Source organism: Chitinophaga parva (assembly GCF_003071345.1).
Lineage (GTDB): Bacteria > Bacteroidota > Bacteroidia > Chitinophagales > Chitinophagaceae > Chitinophaga > Chitinophaga parva.
On the sequence record NZ_QCYK01000001.1, the window covers coordinates 99,525 to 119,249 of the forward strand.

General features: G+C 51.1%; 19 protein-coding genes. 5 read left to right on the forward strand and 14 right to left on the reverse strand.

Annotation, left to right across the window (positions count from 1 at the left end; translation table 11 throughout):
- Nucleotides 1–17 precede the first annotated feature (17 nt).
- The 3 genes from DCC81_RS00455 to DCC81_RS00465 form a co-directional block, all read right to left on the reverse strand.
- Entirely contained in the window at nt 18–824 is an 807-nt protein-coding gene (locus DCC81_RS00455) for an undecaprenyl-diphosphate phosphatase (protein ID WP_108684635.1), read from the reverse strand.
- Between the two features lie 93 nt (nt 825–917).
- Complete coding sequence (locus tag DCC81_RS00460; RefSeq protein ID WP_108684636.1) at nt 918–1,238, reverse strand: DUF3098 domain-containing protein; 321 nt, start codon at nt 1,236–1,238, stop codon at nt 918–920.
- A gap of 119 nt (nt 1,239–1,357) precedes the next feature.
- Entirely contained in the window at nt 1,358–2,236 is an 879-nt protein-coding gene (locus tag DCC81_RS00465) for a cell division protein FtsX (RefSeq protein ID WP_108684637.1), read from the reverse strand.
- A 144-nt stretch (nt 2,237–2,380) separates the two neighbouring features.
- On the opposite strand from DCC81_RS00465, the gene leuS reads away from it, so the two are divergent.
- Complete coding sequence (gene leuS / locus DCC81_RS00470) at nt 2,381–5,152, forward strand: leucine--tRNA ligase (protein ID WP_108684638.1); 2,772 nt, start codon at nt 2,381–2,383, stop codon at nt 5,150–5,152.
- 79 nt (nt 5,153–5,231) lie between these two features.
- On the opposite strand, the gene DCC81_RS00475 is transcribed toward leuS, so the two are convergent.
- A complete protein-coding gene (locus DCC81_RS00475) occupies nt 5,232–6,551 on the reverse strand; it encodes a M20/M25/M40 family metallo-hydrolase (protein ID WP_108684639.1) in 1,320 nt (439 codons plus the stop codon).
- Nucleotides 6,552–6,665: 114 nt separating this feature from the next.
- Here DCC81_RS00475 and ruvB point away from each other — a divergent pair, with 114 nt between their 5' ends.
- Nucleotides 6,666–7,694, forward strand: a complete 1,029-nt coding sequence (gene ruvB / locus DCC81_RS00480; RefSeq protein WP_108686417.1) for a Holliday junction branch migration DNA helicase RuvB — start codon at nt 6,666–6,668, stop codon at nt 7,692–7,694.
- A 79-nt stretch (nt 7,695–7,773) separates the two neighbouring features.
- On the opposite strand, the gene DCC81_RS26020 is transcribed toward ruvB, so the two are convergent.
- The 4 genes from DCC81_RS26020 to DCC81_RS00500 form a co-directional block, all read right to left on the reverse strand.
- A complete protein-coding gene (locus DCC81_RS26020; RefSeq protein ID WP_205686240.1) occupies nt 7,774–7,995 on the reverse strand; it encodes a CPCC family cysteine-rich protein in 222 nt (73 codons plus the stop codon).
- A 235-nt stretch (nt 7,996–8,230) separates the two neighbouring features.
- Nucleotides 8,231–8,932, reverse strand: a complete 702-nt coding sequence (locus tag DCC81_RS00490; protein ID WP_108684640.1) for a response regulator transcription factor — start codon at nt 8,930–8,932, stop codon at nt 8,231–8,233.
- Between the two features lie 99 nt (nt 8,933–9,031).
- Nucleotides 9,032–9,820: a DUF3108 domain-containing protein gene (locus DCC81_RS00495; RefSeq protein WP_108684641.1), complete on the reverse strand. Its 789-nt coding sequence runs from the start codon at nt 9,818–9,820 to the stop codon at nt 9,032–9,034.
- Nucleotides 9,821–9,830: 10 nt separating this feature from the next.
- Nucleotides 9,831–10,841 (reverse strand): lysylphosphatidylglycerol synthase transmembrane domain-containing protein, encoded by a 1,011-nt coding sequence (locus DCC81_RS00500; protein ID WP_165806379.1) that lies wholly within the window; start codon nt 10,839–10,841, stop codon nt 9,831–9,833.
- Between the two features lie 14 nt (nt 10,842–10,855).
- On the opposite strand from DCC81_RS00500, the gene ruvC reads away from it, so the two are divergent.
- Complete coding sequence (gene ruvC, locus DCC81_RS00505; protein ID WP_108684643.1) at nt 10,856–11,416, forward strand: crossover junction endodeoxyribonuclease RuvC; 561 nt, start codon at nt 10,856–10,858, stop codon at nt 11,414–11,416.
- A gap of 269 nt (nt 11,417–11,685) precedes the next feature.
- On the forward strand, nt 11,686–12,396 hold the full coding sequence (locus DCC81_RS00510) for a response regulator transcription factor (RefSeq protein ID WP_108686419.1): 711 nt from the start codon (nt 11,686–11,688) through the stop codon (nt 12,394–12,396).
- Here the strand turns inward: DCC81_RS00510 and DCC81_RS00515 are convergent.
- From DCC81_RS00515 to rsmA, 4 genes are all read right to left on the reverse strand, one after another.
- Nucleotides 12,393–12,782, reverse strand: coding sequence for an HIT family protein (locus DCC81_RS00515; protein ID WP_108684644.1), 390 nt, complete (start codon nt 12,780–12,782; stop codon nt 12,393–12,395). The two genes, DCC81_RS00510 and DCC81_RS00515, sit on opposite strands and share 4 nt — an antisense overlap.
- 170 nt (nt 12,783–12,952) lie before the next feature.
- A complete protein-coding gene (gene greA / locus DCC81_RS00520) occupies nt 12,953–13,426 on the reverse strand; it encodes a transcription elongation factor GreA (RefSeq protein ID WP_108684645.1) in 474 nt (157 codons plus the stop codon).
- Nucleotides 13,427–13,589: 163 nt separating this feature from the next.
- Entirely contained in the window at nt 13,590–14,534 is a 945-nt protein-coding gene (locus DCC81_RS00525; RefSeq protein WP_108684646.1) for an NAD(P)-dependent oxidoreductase, read from the reverse strand.
- The gene (gene rsmA / locus DCC81_RS00530) at nt 14,531–15,283 is read right to left on the reverse strand and encodes a 16S rRNA (adenine(1518)-N(6)/adenine(1519)-N(6))-dimethyltransferase RsmA (protein WP_108684647.1); all 753 of its coding nucleotides are present in this window, start codon (nt 15,281–15,283) and stop codon (nt 14,531–14,533) included. Before rsmA ends, DCC81_RS00525 begins: the two co-directional genes overlap by 4 nt.
- 83 nt (nt 15,284–15,366) lie before the next feature.
- On the opposite strand from rsmA, the gene pdxA reads away from it, so the two are divergent.
- Nucleotides 15,367–16,431 carry a 4-hydroxythreonine-4-phosphate dehydrogenase PdxA gene (pdxA, locus tag DCC81_RS00535; protein ID WP_108684648.1) on the forward strand — a complete coding sequence of 355 codons (1,065 nt, stop codon included), beginning with the start codon at nt 15,367–15,369 and terminating at the stop codon, nt 16,429–16,431.
- A 175-nt stretch (nt 16,432–16,606) separates the two neighbouring features.
- On the opposite strand, the gene DCC81_RS00540 is transcribed toward pdxA, so the two are convergent.
- Complete coding sequence (locus tag DCC81_RS00540; RefSeq protein ID WP_133177487.1) at nt 16,607–17,266, reverse strand: tetratricopeptide repeat protein; 660 nt, start codon at nt 17,264–17,266, stop codon at nt 16,607–16,609.
- A gap of 74 nt (nt 17,267–17,340) precedes the next feature.
- Nucleotides 17,341–19,494 (reverse strand): TonB-dependent receptor, encoded by a 2,154-nt coding sequence (locus DCC81_RS00545; protein ID WP_108686420.1) that lies wholly within the window; start codon nt 19,492–19,494, stop codon nt 17,341–17,343.
- Nucleotides 19,495–19,725: the final 231 nt, after the last annotated feature.

The following is a 19,725-nucleotide window of genomic DNA, read 5'->3' on the forward strand; positions in this document are numbered from 1 at the left end:
GGTACATTGTACAATTTTTACGCTTTCAAATACCCCCAGTAAACCGCTGCAAACACCAACAGGCCTACAATGATGCGGTAAACGCCCCACATTTTGAAGCCATATTTTTTCAGGGAGTTGATGAACAATTTAATGGCCGCCATGGCTACCAGGAAGGCGATGAAGCCACCAACGGCCAGTTTCAGCAGATTATCACTACCTACGCCGGGGCCGATCAGCAGGTCTTTCTTTTTCAACAGGTCGTAACCGGTAGCGGCCAGCATGGCGGGAACGGCCAGGAAGAAGGAAAACTCCGCGGCTTCCGCACGGGTTAGTTTTTGCTGCATACCGCCTACAATCGTGGCGGCACTGCGGCTGGTGCCAGGCAATAATGCAAGGCATTGGAAGAACCCGATACGCAAAGCGCGGAACACATCCACCTTGGCTACAGAATCGATCTCCGGCTTGTTGAACCACTTATCCACAAACAGCAGGATGATGCCCCCTACAAACAGGGTGCACCCTACTACCAATGGGCTACCCAGCAGTTTCTCAATTTCCTTGTGTAGTAAAAACCCCAGGATAAGCAGGGGCAGCACCCCCAGGATGATCTTCTGGTAAAACTGCAGCCAGCCTTGCTGGAAGGAAAAGAACTTTTTCCAGTACAGCACCACTACGGCCAGGATAGCGCCCAGCTGTATGGCCACTTCATAGAGCTTTACAAATTCATCGTCGGCAATGCCCATGGCAGCGCTGGTGAGGATCATATGCCCGGTGGAAGAAATGGGCAGGTATTCTGTAATACCTTCAACAATAGCAAGAATAACCGTTTGTAACCAATCCATAATAAAAAATTAATGCCTGCTTATGGGCATACAAAAAGCGATGGGGTGCATCGCTTTTGTGACTTAAAAAAATATCGTTTATCCGGGAGGGAATTAAAGGGTTTTTGCGGCTTCCGGCGTGGTGCTCTTCGGTTTGCGCATGATAGCATAAGCTTCAATAGCGAGGCCCAGGAGGATCACGATGGGCGCCAGGGTGATGCGGCGGAAGCTGTACACTTCCTCCGGTTTAAAGGAATTGGGATCATTGCTGCCACCACCGGTCATCAGGAGAAAGCCGATCACGATCACCACCAGGCCGGCAGCCATGATCTTGTACGCATCTTTAGCGAACAGGAAGCGGTTATCTACGGCCGGCGCAGCTTTTTCGGCATGTTTTTCTGCCGGTTTGCCCGGTGCATTATATCCTTTAGCCATAAGTATTTTCTAAAATTGGAAAGCAATATACGATTAATGTCCAAAAACCAATGTCAAAACCGCCCAGGCCCCCGCTCTCACCGCCCAATGCCGGGAAATCCGGGTCTAACGGGTACCTGCTAGTACAGGTCGTCCAGTTTCATGCGGAGGTATTTCATCACAGACCGGTGGGTGCTCAGCACACAGATGCCAATGCCCAGGGAGATCAGGCCCAGGAAGAGGAGGCCTACCAGGAAGTAATCCTTCAGGTCTTCAAAACCGGGCAGCTCCAGGCGCTGGCGGGTGATCCACAACACCCCAATGAGGCCGATGATGGCCAGCAACGCACTGATAGCGCCATTGATAATGGCCCGCAGGTCAAACGGTTTGGCAATGAACCAGCGGGTGGCGCCTACCATCTGCATGGTCTTGATCAGGAAACGGTTGCTGAACATGGCCAGGCGGATCGTATTGTCTATCAGCACGATCACTACCAGGGCCAGCACCACGCAAAGCCCGAGCACTACCAGGCCTATCCTGCGTACGTTCTCATTTAATTTGTCTACCAGGGCCCGCTGGTACGATACCTCGCGCACCGCTGCGATCTGGGAGAAGCTGTTTTCAATTATCTTGAGGCTGTCTGCGTTCACGTAGGCAGACCGCGCCTTGAAGTTAATGCTGGCATACAGGGGGTTATAGCCGAGCAGGCTGGTAAAATCCTCTCCAAAGTCTTTCTTAAAGCGCTCTGCCGCCATATCTTTGGACACATATTCAATGCTGCGCACATACGGTTTATTGGCAATGGAGTCTTTCAATGCCTGGGCCTGGGTATCCTTCACGTTATCGCGCAGGATCACCTGGATCTCCACCCCTTCCTTGAAATACACACTAAGCTTATTGGCCTGGATAACAAAGAGGCCCAGGGTGCCCAGCAGGAAAAGGACCAGGGCTACACCTATGATGGAAGATATGTAAGAAGGACTGGATTTTTTAGACGAGGATTTCCCAGATTGAGCCATTAGTCACGGTTTATGGGCGAAAATAACAAATATGTTTAATTTTGCCGTCCCAACAGATTTAAAAATTAACAAATTCAATAACGTTGGCAGACAATGCATTATTTTGTTTGCAAACACACTTGAAAAGACAGGATACAAGCTTTTATGGAATACAATTTCAGGTCAATCGAGCAAAAATGGCAGCAGCAATGGGATGCTACCCATGCATACCGCGTCAGCAACGATAGCGACAAACCCAAATGTTATGTGCTGGACATGTTCCCCTACCCTTCCGGCGCCGGCCTGCACGTAGGCCACCCGCTGGGCTACATCTCCAGCGATATCTATGCCCGTTATAAACGCCTGAAAGGCTTTAACGTGCTACATCCCATGGGTTATGACGCCTTTGGCCTTCCCGCAGAACAATATGCCCTGGAAACCGGCCAGCACCCGGCGGTGACCACGGAAAATAATATCAACACCTTCCGCACCCAGCTGGATAATATCGGCTTTTGCTACGACTGGGAGCGCCAGGTGAAAACCAGCGATCCTTCCTACTACAAATGGACCCAGTGGCTGTTCCTCCAGATCTATAACAGCTGGTTTAACCGCCACACCCAGAAGGCAGAACCCATCAGCACCCTGGTATCCATCTTTGCGGCGGAAGGTAATGTGCGCCATGAATGCCCCGGCGACCGCCAGTTGCGCTTCTCCGCGGTAGACTGGCAGGCGTACAGTGAAGACGCCCGCCTGCAGGTATTAATGCAGTACCGCCTGGCTTTCCTGGCCTATGCAGAGGTGAACTGGTGCGAGGCACTGGGCACCGTACTGGCCAATGACGAAGTGGTGAACGGTGTGAGCGAACGTGGTGGCTACCCCGTAGTGAAAAAGAAAATGCGCCAATGGTTCATGCGCATTACTGAATATGCAAACCGCCTGCTGGAAGGCCTGGAAACCGTGGCCTACAGCGATGCGATGAAGGAAATGCAGCGCAACTGGATCGGCAAGAGCCAGGGCGCAGAGATCAAATTCCCCATCAAAGGCGCGCCGGCAGAGACTTTTATCACCGTGTACACCACCCGCCCGGATACCATTTACGGCGTAGATTTCATGGTGCTGGCTCCGGAACATGAGCTGGTATCCATCATTACCACCGGCGAACAACAGGCTACCATCAGCGCTTATATTGATTATGTGCAAAGCCGCTCAGAGCGGGAGCGCATGGCAGAAGTAAAACAGGTGACCGGCGCCTTTACAGGGGCCTATGCCATTAATCCTATCAGCGGGCAGGAAGTGCCGGTGTGGATCTCCGAGTACGTACTGGCCGGCTACGGCACCGGCGCTATCATGGCCGTGCCCTGCGGTGATCAGCGCGACTTTGGCTTTGCAAAGCATTTTGATATTCCCATCACCAATATCCTCGGTGCCGCCTTCAACGGCCAGGAAGCCAATCCTACCAAGGATGCGATCCTGGAAAACAGCGGCTCCCTCAATGGCACGCCCATGCGCGACGCCAGCGAGATCGTGATCCGGGAGCTGGAAAATAAGGGCATTGGCCGCCGCCAGATCAATTACAAGATGCGCGATGCTGGCTTCAGCCGCCAGCGTTACTGGGGCGAGCCTTTCCCCATCGTGTACAAACACGGCGTGGCCCATCCCATTGATGAAAAGGAACTCCCGCTGGAACTGCCGCATATTGAAAATTACAAACCCGGCCCTGAAGGCGAAGGCCCGCTGGCCAACATTACCGAGTGGGTGGACATTGCCCCCGGTGTGCGCCGCGAAACCAATACCATGCCCGGTTACGCCGGTAGCAGCTGGTACTTCCTGCGCTACATGGACCCGCATAATTCAGAAACCTTTGCCAGCCGCCATGCCACGGACTACTGGAACCAGGTGGATGTATATGTAGGGGGTACAGAGCACGCCGTAGGCCACCTGCTGTATTCCCGCATGTGGACGAAAGTATTCTGCGACCTGGACCTCATCGGTTTTGACGAGCCTTACAAAAAGCTCATCAACCAGGGCATGATCCAGGGCTCCAGCCGTTTTGTTTATCGTGTAAAAGGCTCCAATGAATACGTTTCCTTTGGCCTGAAAGATCAATATGAAACAGACCGCCTGCACGTGGATGTAAATATTGTAGATGGCGTGGTGCTGGATACAGCAGCGTTCCGCAAATGGAAAACAGATTTTGCAGATGCTACGTTCGTGCTGGAAAACGGACAGTACATTTGCGGCACGGAAGTGGAGAAAATGAGTAAAAGCAAGTACAATACCGTAAACCCCAATGAACTGGTGGATAAATACGGTGCTGATACTTTCCGCATGTATGAAATGTTCCTGGGCCCCGTGGAGCAATCCAAACCCTGGGATACCAAGGGCATTGAAGGCGTACACCGCTTCCTGAAAAAACTCTGGCGCCTGTTCTACGATGAGCAGAAAGGCTGGATCGTGACCGAAGAAGCACCTTCCGCGGAAGCATTGAAAGTGCTGCACAAAGCCATCCAGAAAATTGATAACGATACGGAGAACTTCTCCTACAATACCGCGGTAAGCCAGTTCATGATCTGCGTGAACGAACTGGCCACCCTGAAGGCCAGCCGCCGTGCAGTGCTGGAACCTTTGCTGGTGCTGCTGGCGCCTTACGCGCCGCATATTGCCGCAGAGCTGTGGGAAGCCCTGGGCAACACCACCAGCGTACTGGATGCAGCCTACCCGGTGTTTGATGAACAGTACACCAAGGAAAGCGCCTTCAACTACCCCGTAGCCGTGAATGGTAAAACCCGCACTGAAATGAGCCTCCCGCTGGATGCAGACAATGCAGCCATAGAAGCCGCCGTGCTGGCCCATGAAGACCTCCAGAAATGGCTGGATGGTAAAACGGTAAAACGCGTGGTGATCGTGAAAGGAAGGATGATCAACCTGGTGATCTAACGATCATCCCGTATAAAAATAAAAATGGACTGCATCATCATTTGATCAGTCCATTTTTATTTTATGTATGTTATTTCTTTTATTGATCCACGCTGTTCTTATCAATGCGGGTAGGCGTATCCTTGCCGCTGACAATGCTTTGTGCACTCAGGGCAATGGCCTGGATGGTTTTGGTAATGTTGGCAATGTCCAGCGTTTTCACTTCATCTGTTACCTGGTGATAGTCTTTATCAGCATCTATCTGGTCTGTGGAGATGGTGTGCGCCGGTACGCCCAAACGCGCCAGGGTAGCGTTGTCTGAGCGATAGAACAAGTGTTGGTCCGGGTAAGGATCGGGGTAGAATTTAAAGGCGGTGCCTTCCAGGTTCTTTTGGAGGATGGGGCCAAAATCGCTGCGCTCAAAGCCGGTGATGAAAGCGGTGTTGGTACCAAACTTGGCTTCCTTACCGATCATCTCTATGTTGAACATGGCCACTACGCTGTCTGCATCCAGCTGATGGGAGAAATAATGGGAACCAAAGCCGCCCATTTCTTCCGCGGTGAAAGCTACAAATACAAGGGTACGCGCATTGTTATGCAGTTTTTTAAAGTGCTGGGCCAGCGTGATCACCGCGGTAGTGCCGGAAGCATCATCATCTGCGCCATTGGCAATGCTGTCTTTAGCGGCATTGGGCTCAATGATGCCGAGGTGATCATAATGGCCGGAGAATACCACGTACTCACCTTTCAGGCTTTTACTCCTGCCGGGCAGGATGCCTACTACGTTATTCAGCTTCGCCTTATCGATCCGCTGGTTTACAGACAGGCTCCAGTTATCAATATTGGCATTGTTATTATCCTTCAGCACAAACAGCAGGCTATGGCTGCTGTCCAGCTTTTCCTTTGCGTTGTTGTTCAGGTATCCCTGGAACTGGGCAAACTGTTCTGCATGTTTGGCATCTACCCAGATCACGGCGTTCTTTTGCAGGCGCAGGTATTTGCCCATTTCTTTGAACAGGTCCTCATCCGGGCCAATGTTCATGATCTCTACGCGGCTGTCTGTGGAGGTCCAGTCCAGGTGGGTGTTATTGCTGCGCAGGATGGTCTTGTTATGGGCAGGCTGGCCATTGATGCGCAGGTCTGTTTTGGTGTTCACCAGTTTGAACACAGAAAATTCCTGGCGGAAGTTCTTTTCGCCGGGGAGGGGTTTGAGGCCCGCCTTGGCAAACTCGCTTTCAATGAAAGCAGATGCCCGCTGGATATCCGGGGTAAAGGTTTTACGGCCCCGCATTTTATCGGACGCCAGGGTACTGATGATGCGTTTTACTTCGCCTTCTTTAATATCGCTTTGGGCATGGAGGGCGCATGCGGCGTGCAGCAGCAGGCCCAGGGCCAGTAACATTTTGGTTGACCGGTTCATAATGGCAGTTTAGAAATGTGCGGTAAAATAAGGCTTTTCCGGGCTAAATCGGAATTTCCATCACAGCGCGGTAAAAACCCTATTTTTGTTGCAGGTATCAACTACCCGATCATTATGTCCAATCCGCATTTAAGGCCAGACGAGAACCGGCTCACCAACGCTGAAAAAGAGTTTGAAAACAGCATACGGCCCAAAGAGATCCTTGATTTCTCCGGGCAGGATCAGATCATCGAAAACCTGAAGATATTTATCAAGGCGGCCAAGCTCCGGGGCGAAGCCCTGGACCATGTGCTGTTCCATGGCCCTCCCGGCCTGGGAAAGACCACCCTGTCGCGCATTGTAGCCAATGAGCTTGGGGTGAATATTAAGGAAACCTCTGGCCCGGTGATAGAAAAACCCGGCGAGCTGGCCGGCCTGCTCACAAACCTGGGCCAGCATGATGTACTCTTCATCGACGAGATCCACCGCCTGAGCACCGTGGTGGAGGAATACCTGTACTCCGCCATGGAGGATTTCCGCATTGATATCATGATCGATAACGGGCCCAATGCGCGGTCTATCCAGATCAATTTGCAGCCCTTTACACTGATAGGCGCCACCACCCGTTCCGGGTTGCTGACGGCGCCCCTGCTCAGCAGGTTTGGCATTAAGTCAAGACTGGAATATTACAGTGCGGATATGCTGCAGAAGATCATCTGGCGCGCCGCGGAAATACTGGGGACCAAGATCACGTCTGATGCGGCCATGGAGATAGCACGCCGCAGCCGGGGTACGCCCCGTATTGCCAACGGCTTGCTGCGCCGTGTGCGGGACTTTGCGCAGGTGATTGGCAATGGAGTGATAGACCTGGCCATTGCGCAGCATAGTTTGCGTGCGCTGAATGTGGATGAATATGGGCTGGATGAGATGGATAACCGGATCCTGAATACGATCATTGAGAATTTTAAAGGTGGTCCTGTGGGGATCACGACCATTGCTACGGCGGTAGGAGAAGAAGCGGGGACGCTGGAGGAGGTGTATGAGCCTTTTCTTATACAGGAAGGGTTTATTAAGCGGACGCCGAGGGGAAGAGAAGTGACGGAGAAGGCGTATCTGCATTTGGGGAAGACGCCGGGGAAGGGGAATGGGAGTCTGTTGTTTTAGAAACACTTTAGATGTCATACAAAGATGCCGCTCAGACAGCGGCATTTTTTGTGGGGACTATTTCAGGAACTGTGTAAGTTTAAAACTCCATATCCATGCACGCACCAAATTTCCTGAAATTTTCTCTTGCCTTGACCAAGGATACTTTATTAGCGCCATCGTCATCGTACAAACGCTCCTCCTGTACGAGATCATGCTTCTGATTGCACACAGGACAAGTATCAGATCTTTCAGTAAATGTAAGATAACCACAGCAGGCGCGAGGCATTTTCTTTTTGTCTAATATGCCGTCTCTTTGCATTTTTGATATCGGTTTAAAAGAATGATAGTAAACCTATTGAACTGGTAGAGGCGAATACGATACGATCGACCTGCGGTACCTTAATTGCATCTAAGCTATCTCTAGGCACAATTAGAGCGATCATAATCATGACCATCTGCGATGGCCGCATCCGCATGGCAAAGCAGCTCACAAAAAAACGCCGCCTCCCTTAAAAAGGAAAGCGGCGTCCCGCATTGTATCTTCAAATCAAATACTATTCCTGTACTACTAACCGGAATCCATTCCCATGAATGTTCACGATCTCAATATGGGTATCATCCTTTAAATACTTACGCAGCTTCGCAATGTACACATCCATGCTCCTGCCGTTAAAATACGTATCGCTGCCCCAGATTTTTTTCAGGGCCAGTTCACGCGGCAGCAGGTCATTCTTGTGTTCACACAACATACGCAGCAGCTCATTCTCTTTCGGGGAGAGCGTCTGCGTTTGTCCATCATGCTCCAGGCTACGCAGGCGGGAGTTGAAATGATAGCGGCCTATCTGGAACTCGTGCAGGTCTTCTTCCTTCGCGGAAAGTTCCTGGTTGCGTTTCAGGATGGCCTTTATTTTCAGCAACAGTAATTCACTGTCAAAAGGTTTGGAAATGTAATCATCCGCACCCAGTTTGTAACCCTGGATGATGTCTTCCTTCATCGTCTTTGCAGAAAGGAAAAACAGGGGAATATCCGGGTCTACATCGCGGATCTCTTCGGCCAGTTTAAAACCGTCCATGTTGGGCATCATAATGTCCAGCAGGCAGATGTCGAACTTCTCACGGCGGAAGGCGGCCAGCGCCAGGATGCCGTCGCGGCACAGTTCTACATCATAGTCGTTCAGTTCCAGGTAATTTTTCAATACCATGCCCAGGTTGGTGTCATCCTCGGCCAGTAATATTTTAGGCTTGCGTTCTTCCATGTGACTGCAATTATATACTGACAAATATACTTTATATCTCAACACCGCTGCGTCCGCATAGCGTTCACGACCGTGTATGTTTTGTTAAAGTTTAGGGCCCTAACGCTTACCGAGCAGGGAGGTGAAGGGGTAACGCAGGTTCTTGTAGTCGATCATATCCACCTTGATGCTGCCCACGGAAATGGGGCTGTCTATGCGCAGGGGTATCTTGTTCTCATCATCGCTCACCCATACCGTCATCTGCTCTCCCCCGGTAAAGGCGGTACCTTTGAGCAGGAGGGGCTTGAACTTGATGGCGCGGAACTTCCCAAAGCGGGTATCCACTTCCTCCTTGCCCAGGTAGCGGATATAGATCTCGTACACCTGGTCATCCAGGTACATGGAAAAGGTGATCTTATCGTTCACCTTATATTTATTGAAATCAATATTGCGGGCATAATATACGGCGCTCACCACATCCTGCACACAATGGGGCACGGTGATCTTGGTCTTGGTACTGGTTGCGGTATTGCTTTCCCGGTCAAAGGTCACGTTGGCATTGATCTTATAACCGCCTTCGTTCACATCGCGCACAAACTTATAGGGCTGGAGGGTAGCAGTGTCTATATAGGTCTGGTAGGTATCCCGTACTTTGAAGATCCAGTCGTAAGACCGGTAGGTTTTGCCGGCAGCAACGATGTGGTACACGTCCTTGCCATCGAGCTTTTCATTGTTGATGGTCATTACGGCCTCTCCGGCGCCTACATAAATGCGGCCGAGATTGTAAAATACTTTGAGGGTAAAGGATTCACCGGCGTGGTAAGCGGTGTTGCGCAAGCCGCAAAAGTCCTGGGCCCGTGCGGAGCTAAGTAGAAGGATACCGAGGAGTACAAGTAAACAACGCTTCATTTGACGGTGGCTATTTTTCCCTGAATATTTTAACGCCCAGCAGCAGAACAATTCCCAGCACAGCGGGTATACAAAGGTTGATGACCCAGATAGCTGCAGTTGCATAAATGACCCCTGCAGTATTGGTAGTGAGCTGGCGCATTATATAAACGCTTACCTGCCCTCTTATCCCTAGTTCGGCCATGGCAAACGTGGGGATGATTGCCAGGGCCAGGTAGATCACACAGTTCATTAAAAACCCTTGCCACCACACGATTTCCACCCCCAGTGCCCGAAGCAAAATCAAATACTGTGCCGAGAAGACCACGTACCGTACAGCGGATAGGAGGAGTAAAATGCTTAATTCACGGGGCTTGTAGCGTGCTACAATGGCTACAAAAATGCGGACTTTGCGAAGCCTGGGTATTTTTTCAAACAAGGTCACAATCCATGGAAGCCGAAAGTAAAGGATTATCGTGAATATGCAAATAAGGATGAGGAGCACCACGAAGAATTTCTCCCATCCGGCAGACATAACTGCCTCACTGCCTGCACTTAAGGAATAATAGTAGAGATAGTAGGCCAGGCCAATTAACCCAAAGATAATAGTAGTGATCAACTGGCTGAAGCTACTTACAATGGTCACGGCAATGCCCTTAAGCTTGTTCTTATTCTTGAGGTACAGTATCCTTCCCCCATACTCCCCCACCCGGTTGGGCGTGGTGATACTGATGGACACGCCGGCCAAAGTGGCCCGGAAGGCCCTGAGGAAGCTGATGGCTTCCAGCCGCTTCACCAGCAACTGCCATTTCCAGGCTTCAATCCCCCAGTTCACCAGCATCAGCAACAGCTGCACGGTAAGTATGCGTACCACGGACCTGAAAGTGAGGTTCTGCCGCATTACGCGATAGGCCTCATCAAGATCGGGTTGCTGCTTTACCTGCCGGTAGATGAGGTAAGCCAGCACTACAAATAAAACCGTGCCTAGCCCGTATTTGAGGATTGTTTTTGTACTTTTGTCCAGACGAATAAATTTGGGCAAAAATACGCTGTTGGTTGACAAACACTTCTAAAATAATTCTTGGCATTGACCCCGGCACCCTGGTAATGGGCTATGGCCTGATCCGCGTTGAAAACAAGCAAGCCAGCCTCATTGAGATGAATGTATTGAAGCTATCCAAACACAAAGATCATTACGAACGGTTACAACTGATACAGCTGCGGGTGCAGGAACTCATCGGGCTTCACAGGCCCTCCGCCTGCGCTATTGAAGCACCTTTTTACGGGAAGAACGTGCAAAGTATGCTGAAACTGGGCCGCGCCCAGGGTGTAGCCATCGCCACAGCCATGCAGGCGGGCGTAGGCGTGTCTGAATACTCTCCCAAGAAAGTAAAGCAATCGATCACCGGCAATGGTAACGCAGACAAGGAACAGGTATGGGGCATGCTGCAACGCATTCTCCAATGCGGGGAACGCCCGGAGTACCTGGATGCCTCCGATGCCCTGGCCGTGGCCGTTTGCCACTTCTTCCAGGAAAGCAGCCCCCTGGCCGGGGTGGGCAAGTCCAGGGGATGGGACCAGTTTTTACAGGACAACCCACACCGGATTGTGAAATAAAACCCTTACTGGTGGCTGGTTTCAGCCGGCCCTATGGCTGCATACCGTTGCTGGCAGCGGCCCTTCCGGGGGGCCTGCATGGTAAAAGGCCGGCAGCGCATATTTTTTAAATCGGGAAATTGTATTTATTTTGACAAAAATCTCCTTTTTTTAATCCCTGGCAGAAGACCCGGCGTATTAAACTATACTATGAATCTGATTTACACCATAAAGGGGCTATCCATGGTATACTTATTCGATATTACTTTTAATCAGCATCACAGATGGATATGAAAGCAAGGATCCTCTTGGTAGAGGATGATGAAAATGTGGGTGCGGTCACTAAAAAAAGGTTGGAAGAACAGGGTTATGAAGTATTTCACTGCACAGACGGACAAATGGCCTGGGACCAGTTCGTAATGCGCAATTTCGATATCTGCCTGCTGGATGTGGTGATGCCTAAAAAAGATGGCTTTACCCTGGCACAGCAGATCCGTAAAAAGAACGACCTTATTCCAATCCTGTTCATCACGTCCAAGTCCATGGACGAAGACAAGATCACCGGTTTCAAAACAGGTGCGGATGATTATATCACCAAGCCTTTCAGCATGACGGAACTGCTCATGCGCATAGAGGTGTTCATCAAGCGCACCCGCAGCAACAGCACCGTACAGCCGGCTGTTGAAAAACGGAACCGCTACACCGTGGGCAAATTTGTATTTGACTACGGGGAATTACGGCTCACCTTTGCCGCAGCATCCACTTCCAGCACCCTCACCCAAAAAGAAGCAGACCTGCTCAAATTCCTCTGCGAAAACCCAAATAAAACGCTCAAACGCGAAGAGATCCTCTATCATGTTTGGGGCAAGGACGATTACTTCCTGGGCCGCAGCATGGATGTATTTATTACCAAACTGAGGAAACACTTCAAACCAGACCCCGAGATCAAACTGGAAACCCTGCATGGCGTGGGTTTCCGCTTCAATGTTCCACAGAACTAAAAATTAGACAGGATCTTCTCCTGGATCACTTTGAACTGTTCCGGTGTTAACTTCAGCTTAGGACGGGCAAAGTTCATATCATCCACATGATTAATCGGGATCAGATGCATATGCGCATGCGGCACTTCCAGCCCCACCACGCTCACGCCTATACGGTTGCATGCAAAGCTGCGCTCCAGTGCCCCGGCCACCTTCTTTGCAAATAAGAGATACTCCGTCATGTACGCATCCGGCACATCAAAGAACTTGTCTACCTCCACTTTAGGCACCACCAGCGTATGCCCTTCCGCCAGCGGCGAGATATCCAGGAATGCATAGAATTTATCATTCTCCGCAATGCGGTAACTGGGAATGTCCCCGTTGATGATCTTGGTGAATATTGTCATGGGAAAAAGTTTTGTACAACGTACAATGTACCGCGTACAACGTACGGCCGCATACAAGGTACAAGCTATTTCCAATATAAGAAAGCCACCTGCCGTCACAAAAAAAGCCGCTCCTTCCGAAGCGGCTTAAAGTACGTTGTACGCGGTACATTGTACGTTGTATGATTTCCTTACACAGTGATGTTATCAATCTTAAACTGCAAATTCCCATTAGGCGCCTGCACCTCGGCTACATCGCCGATGGTTTTGCCCAGCAAGCCTTTGCCGATGGGGGAAGATACGGAGATCTTGCCGGCCTTCAGGTCTGCTTCCTGCTCGCTTACCAGCTGGTAAGTGAGCGTTTTCTTATTAGCCAGGTTAGTGATGGTCACTTTGCAGAGGATGGAAACCTTGGAGGTGTCAATAGACGTAGCTTCTACCACGCGGGCAGTTACGATGGCGCTTTCCAGGGCGGCTATCTTGGCTTCGTGTAAGCCTTGTGCTTCCTTGGCTGCATCGTATTCAGCATTTTCTTTCAGGTCACCTTTTTCGCGGGCTTCAGAAATGGCCCTGGCAATTTCGGCACGCCCCTTCGTCTTCAGCTGATTCAGCTCACTCCTCATTTGCTCCAGGGTCTCCTTGGTAACGTAATTGATGCCAGACATACCTTTATTCGTTTTAAAAAGATAAAAAAAATCAACGCCCCCGTTTACACGGAAGCGTTGTCAAGATGTTGTTATGCAAATATAAGGTTTTTTGGATTCGTTAGCACCAATCCAAGTATTTTAAAAACCATAATACGATCCGGCACCAACCCGCCACCAGGGCCTATCCCCGGCTATTTGGCAGTATGCCCAGCTTCTCCAGCACGTACTGCGGCATCTTGATGCTGGCCTCATGGGAGTAGCCCGCAATATGCGGTGTAAGTACTACATTCGGCGCCTTCAGCAGGTGCTCAAACTGCTGCTTTTCCGCATCAGTATAAGTGTTCAGTTTCTCGTTTTCAAACACATCCAACCCCACACCTGCCAGTTTACCGGCATCCAGTGCGGCCACCAGTGCAGCCGTATCTACCACTTTACCCCGCGATGTGTTGAGGAAATAGACCGGCTTTGCAAAAGCGTTGAAAAACTGCGCATTGGCCAGGTGGTGGGTTTCTGCTGTGAGGGGCAGGTGCAGGCTTACCACATCTGCCTGTGCAAAGATCTCCTCCAGGCTGGCCTGCTTTACCACCTCCGTATCAAAGCCGCTTTTATATTTATCATTGGCCAGGATCTTTACATCAAAGCCCTGCAATTTTTTGGTGAATGCCTGGCCGGTATGCCCAAAACCGATAATACCTACCGTCTTGCCATTCAGTTCCCAGCCGCGGTTTCCGTCTCGCTCCCAGATGCCCTGGCGCAGTTCCAGGTTACTCTTCAAAATATTATTGCGCAGGCAAAGCAGCATGCCCAGGGCCTGCTCCCCTACTGCATCGCAATTGCCATCGGGGCTGCTCACGCATTGAATGCCCTTGCTTTCCGCATAGGCCACATCAATAAGCTCCATGCCGCTGCCCAGGCGTCCTATCCATTTAAGCCGGGTGCCACAATCCAGCATGGCTTTGTCCACTTTCAGGCGGGTGGTAACAATAAGGCCCGTGATGTCCGGAAGAATGGCCTTGGTTTCTTCTGTGGTAATGGCGGGTTGGTATACAGGTTCAAATCCTTTGGCGGTCAGTGTTTCCAGTAACCAGGGGTGCACTTTGGCCGTAATCAAAACTTTCTGGCTCATAACATTTTATGCGTTAAGGCAGCGAAATCTGCTACCGTTAAGGCTTCTGCTCTTTTGGTAAATATATCTTCTGCTAATGTTTCTTTGGCAAATAAAGGCTTCAGCGGGTTACGCAACTGCTTGCGGCGCTGGTTAAAGGCGGTCTTCACCAGCGTAATGAACTTGCGCTCACTGGCCATGTCATAGGGCTGCTGCAGGCGGGTAAGGCGGATCACGCCAGACTTCACCTTGGGCGGTGGATTGAAGCAGTTTTCATGTACATCAAACAGGTAGTCTACTTTATAAAAAGCCTGTATGAGCACACTGATCACCCCATATTCCTTGGTGTTGTACACGGAGGCCACGCGCTGGGCCACCTCCTTCTGGAACATGCCCACCACCTCCGGCACCTGGTCCCGCCATTCCAGGATGCGGAACAGGATCTCGGTAGAAATATTGTAAGGAAAATTGCCGATCACTTTGAAAGGGCCTTCAAAAGGCACCGGCACCTTGAGGAAGTCTGCGTGGATGATCTTCCCGCGGATGGCGGGATAGGTCTTTTCCAGGAAGTCCACTTTCTCCTGGTCAAACTCCACGGCCTTGAAATCCACACCCGGCAGCTCCAGCAGGTATTTAGTAATGGCGCCGCCACCGGGGCCTACTTCCAGCAGCTGGGTGCCCGGCGCTACCGGCAGGCTGGACACGATCTTGCGGCACATATTTTCATCGCGCAGGAAATGTTGTCCGAGAGATTTTTTGAGCGTATACATCTGGCCACAAAGGTACGGAAGATCGGGCCTTCGGCCAATTCACCCACATTTATTGTATATTTGACCGTCGAAGCCAAAAAGCTATGAGTAATACAAATCATCCCAAGCCGCTGATCGGCATCACCATCGGCGACATTAACAGCATAGGCGCGGAGATCATCATCAAAACCTTCCTGGACGGCCGGATGATGGATTTCTGTACCCCCATCATCTTTGCGTCCAATAAGACGGTGAACTTCTACCGTAAACAGCTCAATGAAAATAATTTCCAGTACCAGAGCATCAAGGACTTCACAAAGATCAACCACAAGCAGGTGAACGTGTTCAACTGCTGGGAAGAGGAGATCCAGATCCAGCCCGGTGTGCTCAATGAAGCCGGTGGCAAATACGCTGCCCGCTCCCTGGATGTGGCCGTGCAGTGCCTTAAGGATGGCCACATTGAGGGCCTGGTAACGGCGCCCATCCACAAGAAAAATATTCAAACCCAGCAATGGAACTATACCGGTCATACCCCCTTCCTGCGCGATGCCTTTAAAGCCAAGGACGTGCTGATGCTGATGACCGCAGACAACATGCGCGTAGGCCTGCTCACAGAGCACGTGCCCATTGCCGAAGTGGCCAAATATGTGACCGTTGAAAACATCATGGGCAAGTTGCAGCTCATGCGCGAAAGCCTGGTGAAGGACTTCGGCATTGACAAGCCCCGCATCGCGGTACTGGGCCTTAACCCCCACGCCGGCGATGAAGGTCTCATCGGCCAGGAAGAACAAACCGTGATCATCCCCGCCGTGAAGCAAGCCAGGAACCAGGGCCTCCTCGCCTTCGGCCCCTACAGTGCAGACGCCTTCTTTGCCCGCCAGATGTATAAAGATTTTGACGGCGTACTGGCCATGTACCACGACCAGGGCCTCATCCCCTTCAAATCACTGGCCGCCGGCGAAGGTATCAATTACACCGCGGGCCTGCCCATCGTACGTACCTCCCCGGACCACGGTACCGCCTTTGACATAGCCGGCAAAAACCTGGCAGACGAATCATCTTTCCGCCAGGCCATCTTCACTGCGCTGGAGATCATCGAAAAGCGCCGCAACTACGAAGAGAATACCCGCAACCCGCTGAAGAAAACACAGCTGGCATCGGAGAATTAGAAAACGTACAATGTACAGCGTACAACGTACAATGTACACCTGCATGATATAAGAAAGCCGTTCCAATTGGAGCGGCTTTTTGTTTGTAATAACACCAAAGAAAAAGACTGCCAACCAGTAGCCCCTTTCGCTAAGATCAAAGTACACTGTACGTTGTACGCTGTACGTTGTACGACTATTTCATCGTCCCCAACAACTTCTTCGTATACGCCTCACCCCACGCGGGATCTACGCTGGTAGCAGGTTTGAAGCTGGCAAATTTTTGCAGGGCCAGTTGGAAAAGTTCTTTGGCCTTCTCCTTGTCACCACCAAATTCTGCGGGCGTGAAGTACAGGTTCTGGCCTTGCATCATGTACACGCGGGGATTTTCCGGGTTCTGGGATTTAGCCTTTTCCAGGAGGGTGGCAGATTCCATGCCGTACTGTGCGCCACGGGTCATGGGGTCCACTGAAATGCGGGACACGGCGATCAACGAGCGCAGGCAGGTCAGCTCACTGTTATTGGGGCTGAAAGCTTCGGCCTTTTCCACGTTTACGGTGGCCTTATCTGCCAGGCCGTCCACCTTATCCTTGTCTTTGATGAACATGGCTTCCATTACCTGCGCATAGGCTGCATAGTAGTAAGGTTGCCATTTGTCCTTTTCCGCGTTGCCAATGCGTTCAAAGGCATTGGCCTCCGCTTCCATCAGGGTGGCGTCGCCGGTCATTATCTTCGCATGCGCGCTGTCCAGCTGGTCAATGTTCTTTTTCATGGCAGCTTCAAACTTGCTGTTGTCCTGGGCGTTTACGGCAGCAATGCTGCCGCAGAGCATAAGAGAAAGGAAAATGCGTTTCATGTGCATTGTGTTTTTGAAAGGTATGAATGAAGGATGATTTGCTATTTGGAAATTGGCTGTTGAAAATTGCTTCGTTACTGGTTGTCTATCACTTCCTGACGGCGGTCTATGCCAAAGCTCATGAACATGCCCAGGAAGAAGAAGCGCGGCGCATTGGGTGTTACTTCCTGGCGGCGCATACCATCTGAAGAATAATTGTAATTGTACACCAGGTTATTGCCGGTTACATTGGTCACAGACAATACAAATACGGTGAATGCCTTGCGGATGGTGGTGAGGTAATTGGCGCTGAAACCAAGGGTATTGTAAGGCTTGGTGTGCTGCGACATAAACTCACTCACCGGCATGTTCGGGTTGAAGTAAGGACGGCCGGTAGCAAAGCTGTACGTGAGGCCAAAGCTCGTCTTGATCTTGGGCACATATTGTTTATACACTACAGACAGCGTGTGGGTGGCAGCAAAATTGGGCTGTACAGACTTCGGGAAGTCCAGGTACTGGCGGTGGGTATCCAGGTAAGAATAGGACACCCAGTAGTCCACGTTCCTGAAGGTTCGCTTATCCCTCCAGAAGATCTCTGCGCCACGGGCATAGCCGGTGCCACCGTTGGTGGTATCGGGTACGGTCTTTACCAGGCCATGGTATTTTTTGTAAAATACTTCTGCGCGGAACGTATAATTGGTAGCGATCTTCTGATACGTGGCAATGTAATGCGTGGCCCGCATGTAGTCCAGGTTATGGTCCCAGCGGATGAAGTCCGGCTCCGGCTTCTGGTAGTATTCTCCATACGCCACGGACAGTTGTGAATACTGGTCCAGCTTATACCCCATGGATGCACGGGGCGCCAGCACCGTTTTATCCAGCACGGTGGAGTGCTCTGCGCGGCCACCTACGCGGGCCAGCAGGCGCGGTGCCAGGGAGATCTCGCTTTCTGCAAACAGGGCGGTGTAATGATCCGCATAGTTCATGTGGTACTGGTTGTAGCCGGAGTTTTCCAACGCATACTGGTAATCGGCGCCCAGTTTAAGCGAAGAGAAACTACCCAGGCTGCGGGAAAACGCCACGTGTACCTGGCTCAGGTCTGAGCGGTTATTTACATTGACCGGCTCCCGTTTATTGATGGTATCCAGTTTTATTTTATCGTGGTTAGTGCTGTAAGACACGCCCAAGTCTACCCGCCAGTGATCATCAATTCTTTCTTTCCACGTCAGGTTCGTATATACGCTCTTGTTATGCAGTTCAAACAGCTCCAGGTAACCGGGGTACTCCAGGCTTTCGCGGGTGAAACCCAGCTTGTTGGTGTTCAGGTATCCATAAAATTTGAGGATGCCGGTCCGGGATGTTTTCAGGCGATAGTTCACGGAGCCGTTCCAGAACGCAGGATAAATGGTGGTGGCGCGGTCCTGCGGCACTAACTTGAAGTAAGGCGCCAGGTTGGTATAATCCGCTTCCACGCCGTAAGAACTTTTCTTATCCTTTGAAAGCTCCTGCAGCCCCAGGTTCACGCCTACCGTGGAAATACCTACGGATGAAGAAGAGCGGTCCGGCAGGTCATTGCTTTCCAGGATAAGGGCGGAGGATAACGCCTGGCCGTAAGCCGCGCTGTAGCCGCCGCTGCTAAAGGTGGTTCCTTTGAAGAGGAAGGGTGAAAAGCGCCCGCGGGAAGGCAGGTCCGGCATTTCTGTAAAGAAAGGATTCCTTACCAGCAAGCCGTCTATATACGTTTGTGTTTCATAACCGGTGCCACCGCGTACAAACAGGCCGGTCTTATCCCCGATCTGTTGTGCGCCGGGCAATGTTTTGATCGCCGAAGCAATATCTGCATTGGCGCCGGCGGTGGTAACGATATCGAGGGGTTTCAGCACCGTGTTGGTTTTGCTGCTGGCTTCAATGGCACCCGCGGAAATGGTCACCAGGCGGAGGTCATTGGCAGATTGCTTCATGACCAGCTGTACACTTTCGTTGCCGCCATGGAGGGATACTTTGATCTGCAGGTCCTGGTAACCGCTGAGGCTTACCAGCAGGAACTTATCGCCGGTTTCCGTGGTGGTGAAGGTGAAGCGGCCGTCTTTACCGGAGGTGGTGCCGTCATAACTTTCCTGTACTGCAATGTTAACGCCGGTAAGGGGATGTTTTTTGGAGTCGGTTACCTGACCGCTTACTGTTGTGGTCTGGGCGTGCGCCAGGATGGGCAGTAGTCCAGTGGTAAGCAGTAGTAATAAGTGTTTCATGCCATCAGTATTTACAGCAAAGAAAGGGTGCATTATAAAGATGCGGAAGGGCATTTCGGCAAGATCAGTACAAATCGCCGGTAAAAACGGGGCTGTCCGGCGGTGAAAATTGTTAATCTTCTTCTAAAATAGGCAAAACCGGTGAAATAGGCTGTGGTAGGGTGTTACACCGCATAAAATAAAAGCGCCCCCGCTTGCGGCGGAGGCGCTTTCCTTAAATATTATCGGGCG

Excerpts from the sequence above, each read along its gene's own strand:
- DCC81_RS00465 (WP_108684637.1), bottom strand. The coding sequence starts at position 2,236 with ATGGCTCAATCTGGGAAATCCTCGTCTAAAAAATCCAGTCCTTCTTAC.
- DCC81_RS00540 (WP_133177487.1), bottom strand. The coding sequence starts at position 17,266 with ATGAAACGCATTTTCCTTTCTCTTATGCTCTGCGGCAGCATTGCTGCC.
- DCC81_RS00515 (WP_108684644.1), bottom strand. The coding sequence starts at position 12,782 with ATGACAATATTCACCAAGATCATCAACGGGGACATTCCCAGTTACCGC.
- DCC81_RS26020 (WP_205686240.1), bottom strand. The coding sequence starts at position 7,995 with ATGCAAAGAGACGGCATATTAGACAAAAAGAAAATGCCTCGCGCCTGC.
- greA (WP_108684645.1), bottom strand. The coding sequence starts at position 13,426 with ATGTCTGGCATCAATTACGTTACCAAGGAGACCCTGGAGCAAATGAGG.
- pdxA (WP_108684648.1), top strand. The coding sequence starts at position 15,367 with ATGAGTAATACAAATCATCCCAAGCCGCTGATCGGCATCACCATCGGC.
- DCC81_RS00475 (WP_108684639.1), bottom strand. The coding sequence starts at position 6,551 with ATGAACCGGTCAACCAAAATGTTACTGGCCCTGGGCCTGCTGCTGCAC.
- DCC81_RS00460 (WP_108684636.1), bottom strand. The coding sequence starts at position 1,238 with ATGGCTAAAGGATATAATGCACCGGGCAAACCGGCAGAAAAACATGCC.
- DCC81_RS00545 (WP_108686420.1), bottom strand. The coding sequence starts at position 19,494 with ATGAAACACTTATTACTACTGCTTACCACTGGACTACTGCCCATCCTG.
- DCC81_RS00510 (WP_108686419.1), top strand. The coding sequence starts at position 11,686 with ATGAAAGCAAGGATCCTCTTGGTAGAGGATGATGAAAATGTGGGTGCG.
- DCC81_RS00495 (WP_108684641.1), bottom strand. The coding sequence starts at position 9,820 with ATGAAGCGTTGTTTACTTGTACTCCTCGGTATCCTTCTACTTAGCTCC.
- DCC81_RS00455 (WP_108684635.1), bottom strand. The coding sequence starts at position 824 with ATGGATTGGTTACAAACGGTTATTCTTGCTATTGTTGAAGGTATTACA.
- ruvB (WP_108686417.1), top strand. The coding sequence starts at position 6,666 with ATGTCCAATCCGCATTTAAGGCCAGACGAGAACCGGCTCACCAACGCT.
- DCC81_RS00525 (WP_108684646.1), bottom strand. The coding sequence starts at position 14,534 with ATGAGCCAGAAAGTTTTGATTACGGCCAAAGTGCACCCCTGGTTACTG.
- DCC81_RS00490 (WP_108684640.1), bottom strand. The coding sequence starts at position 8,932 with ATGGAAGAACGCAAGCCTAAAATATTACTGGCCGAGGATGACACCAAC.
- leuS (WP_108684638.1), top strand. The coding sequence starts at position 2,381 with ATGGAATACAATTTCAGGTCAATCGAGCAAAAATGGCAGCAGCAATGG.
- rsmA (WP_108684647.1), bottom strand. The coding sequence starts at position 15,283 with ATGTATACGCTCAAAAAATCTCTCGGACAACATTTCCTGCGCGATGAA.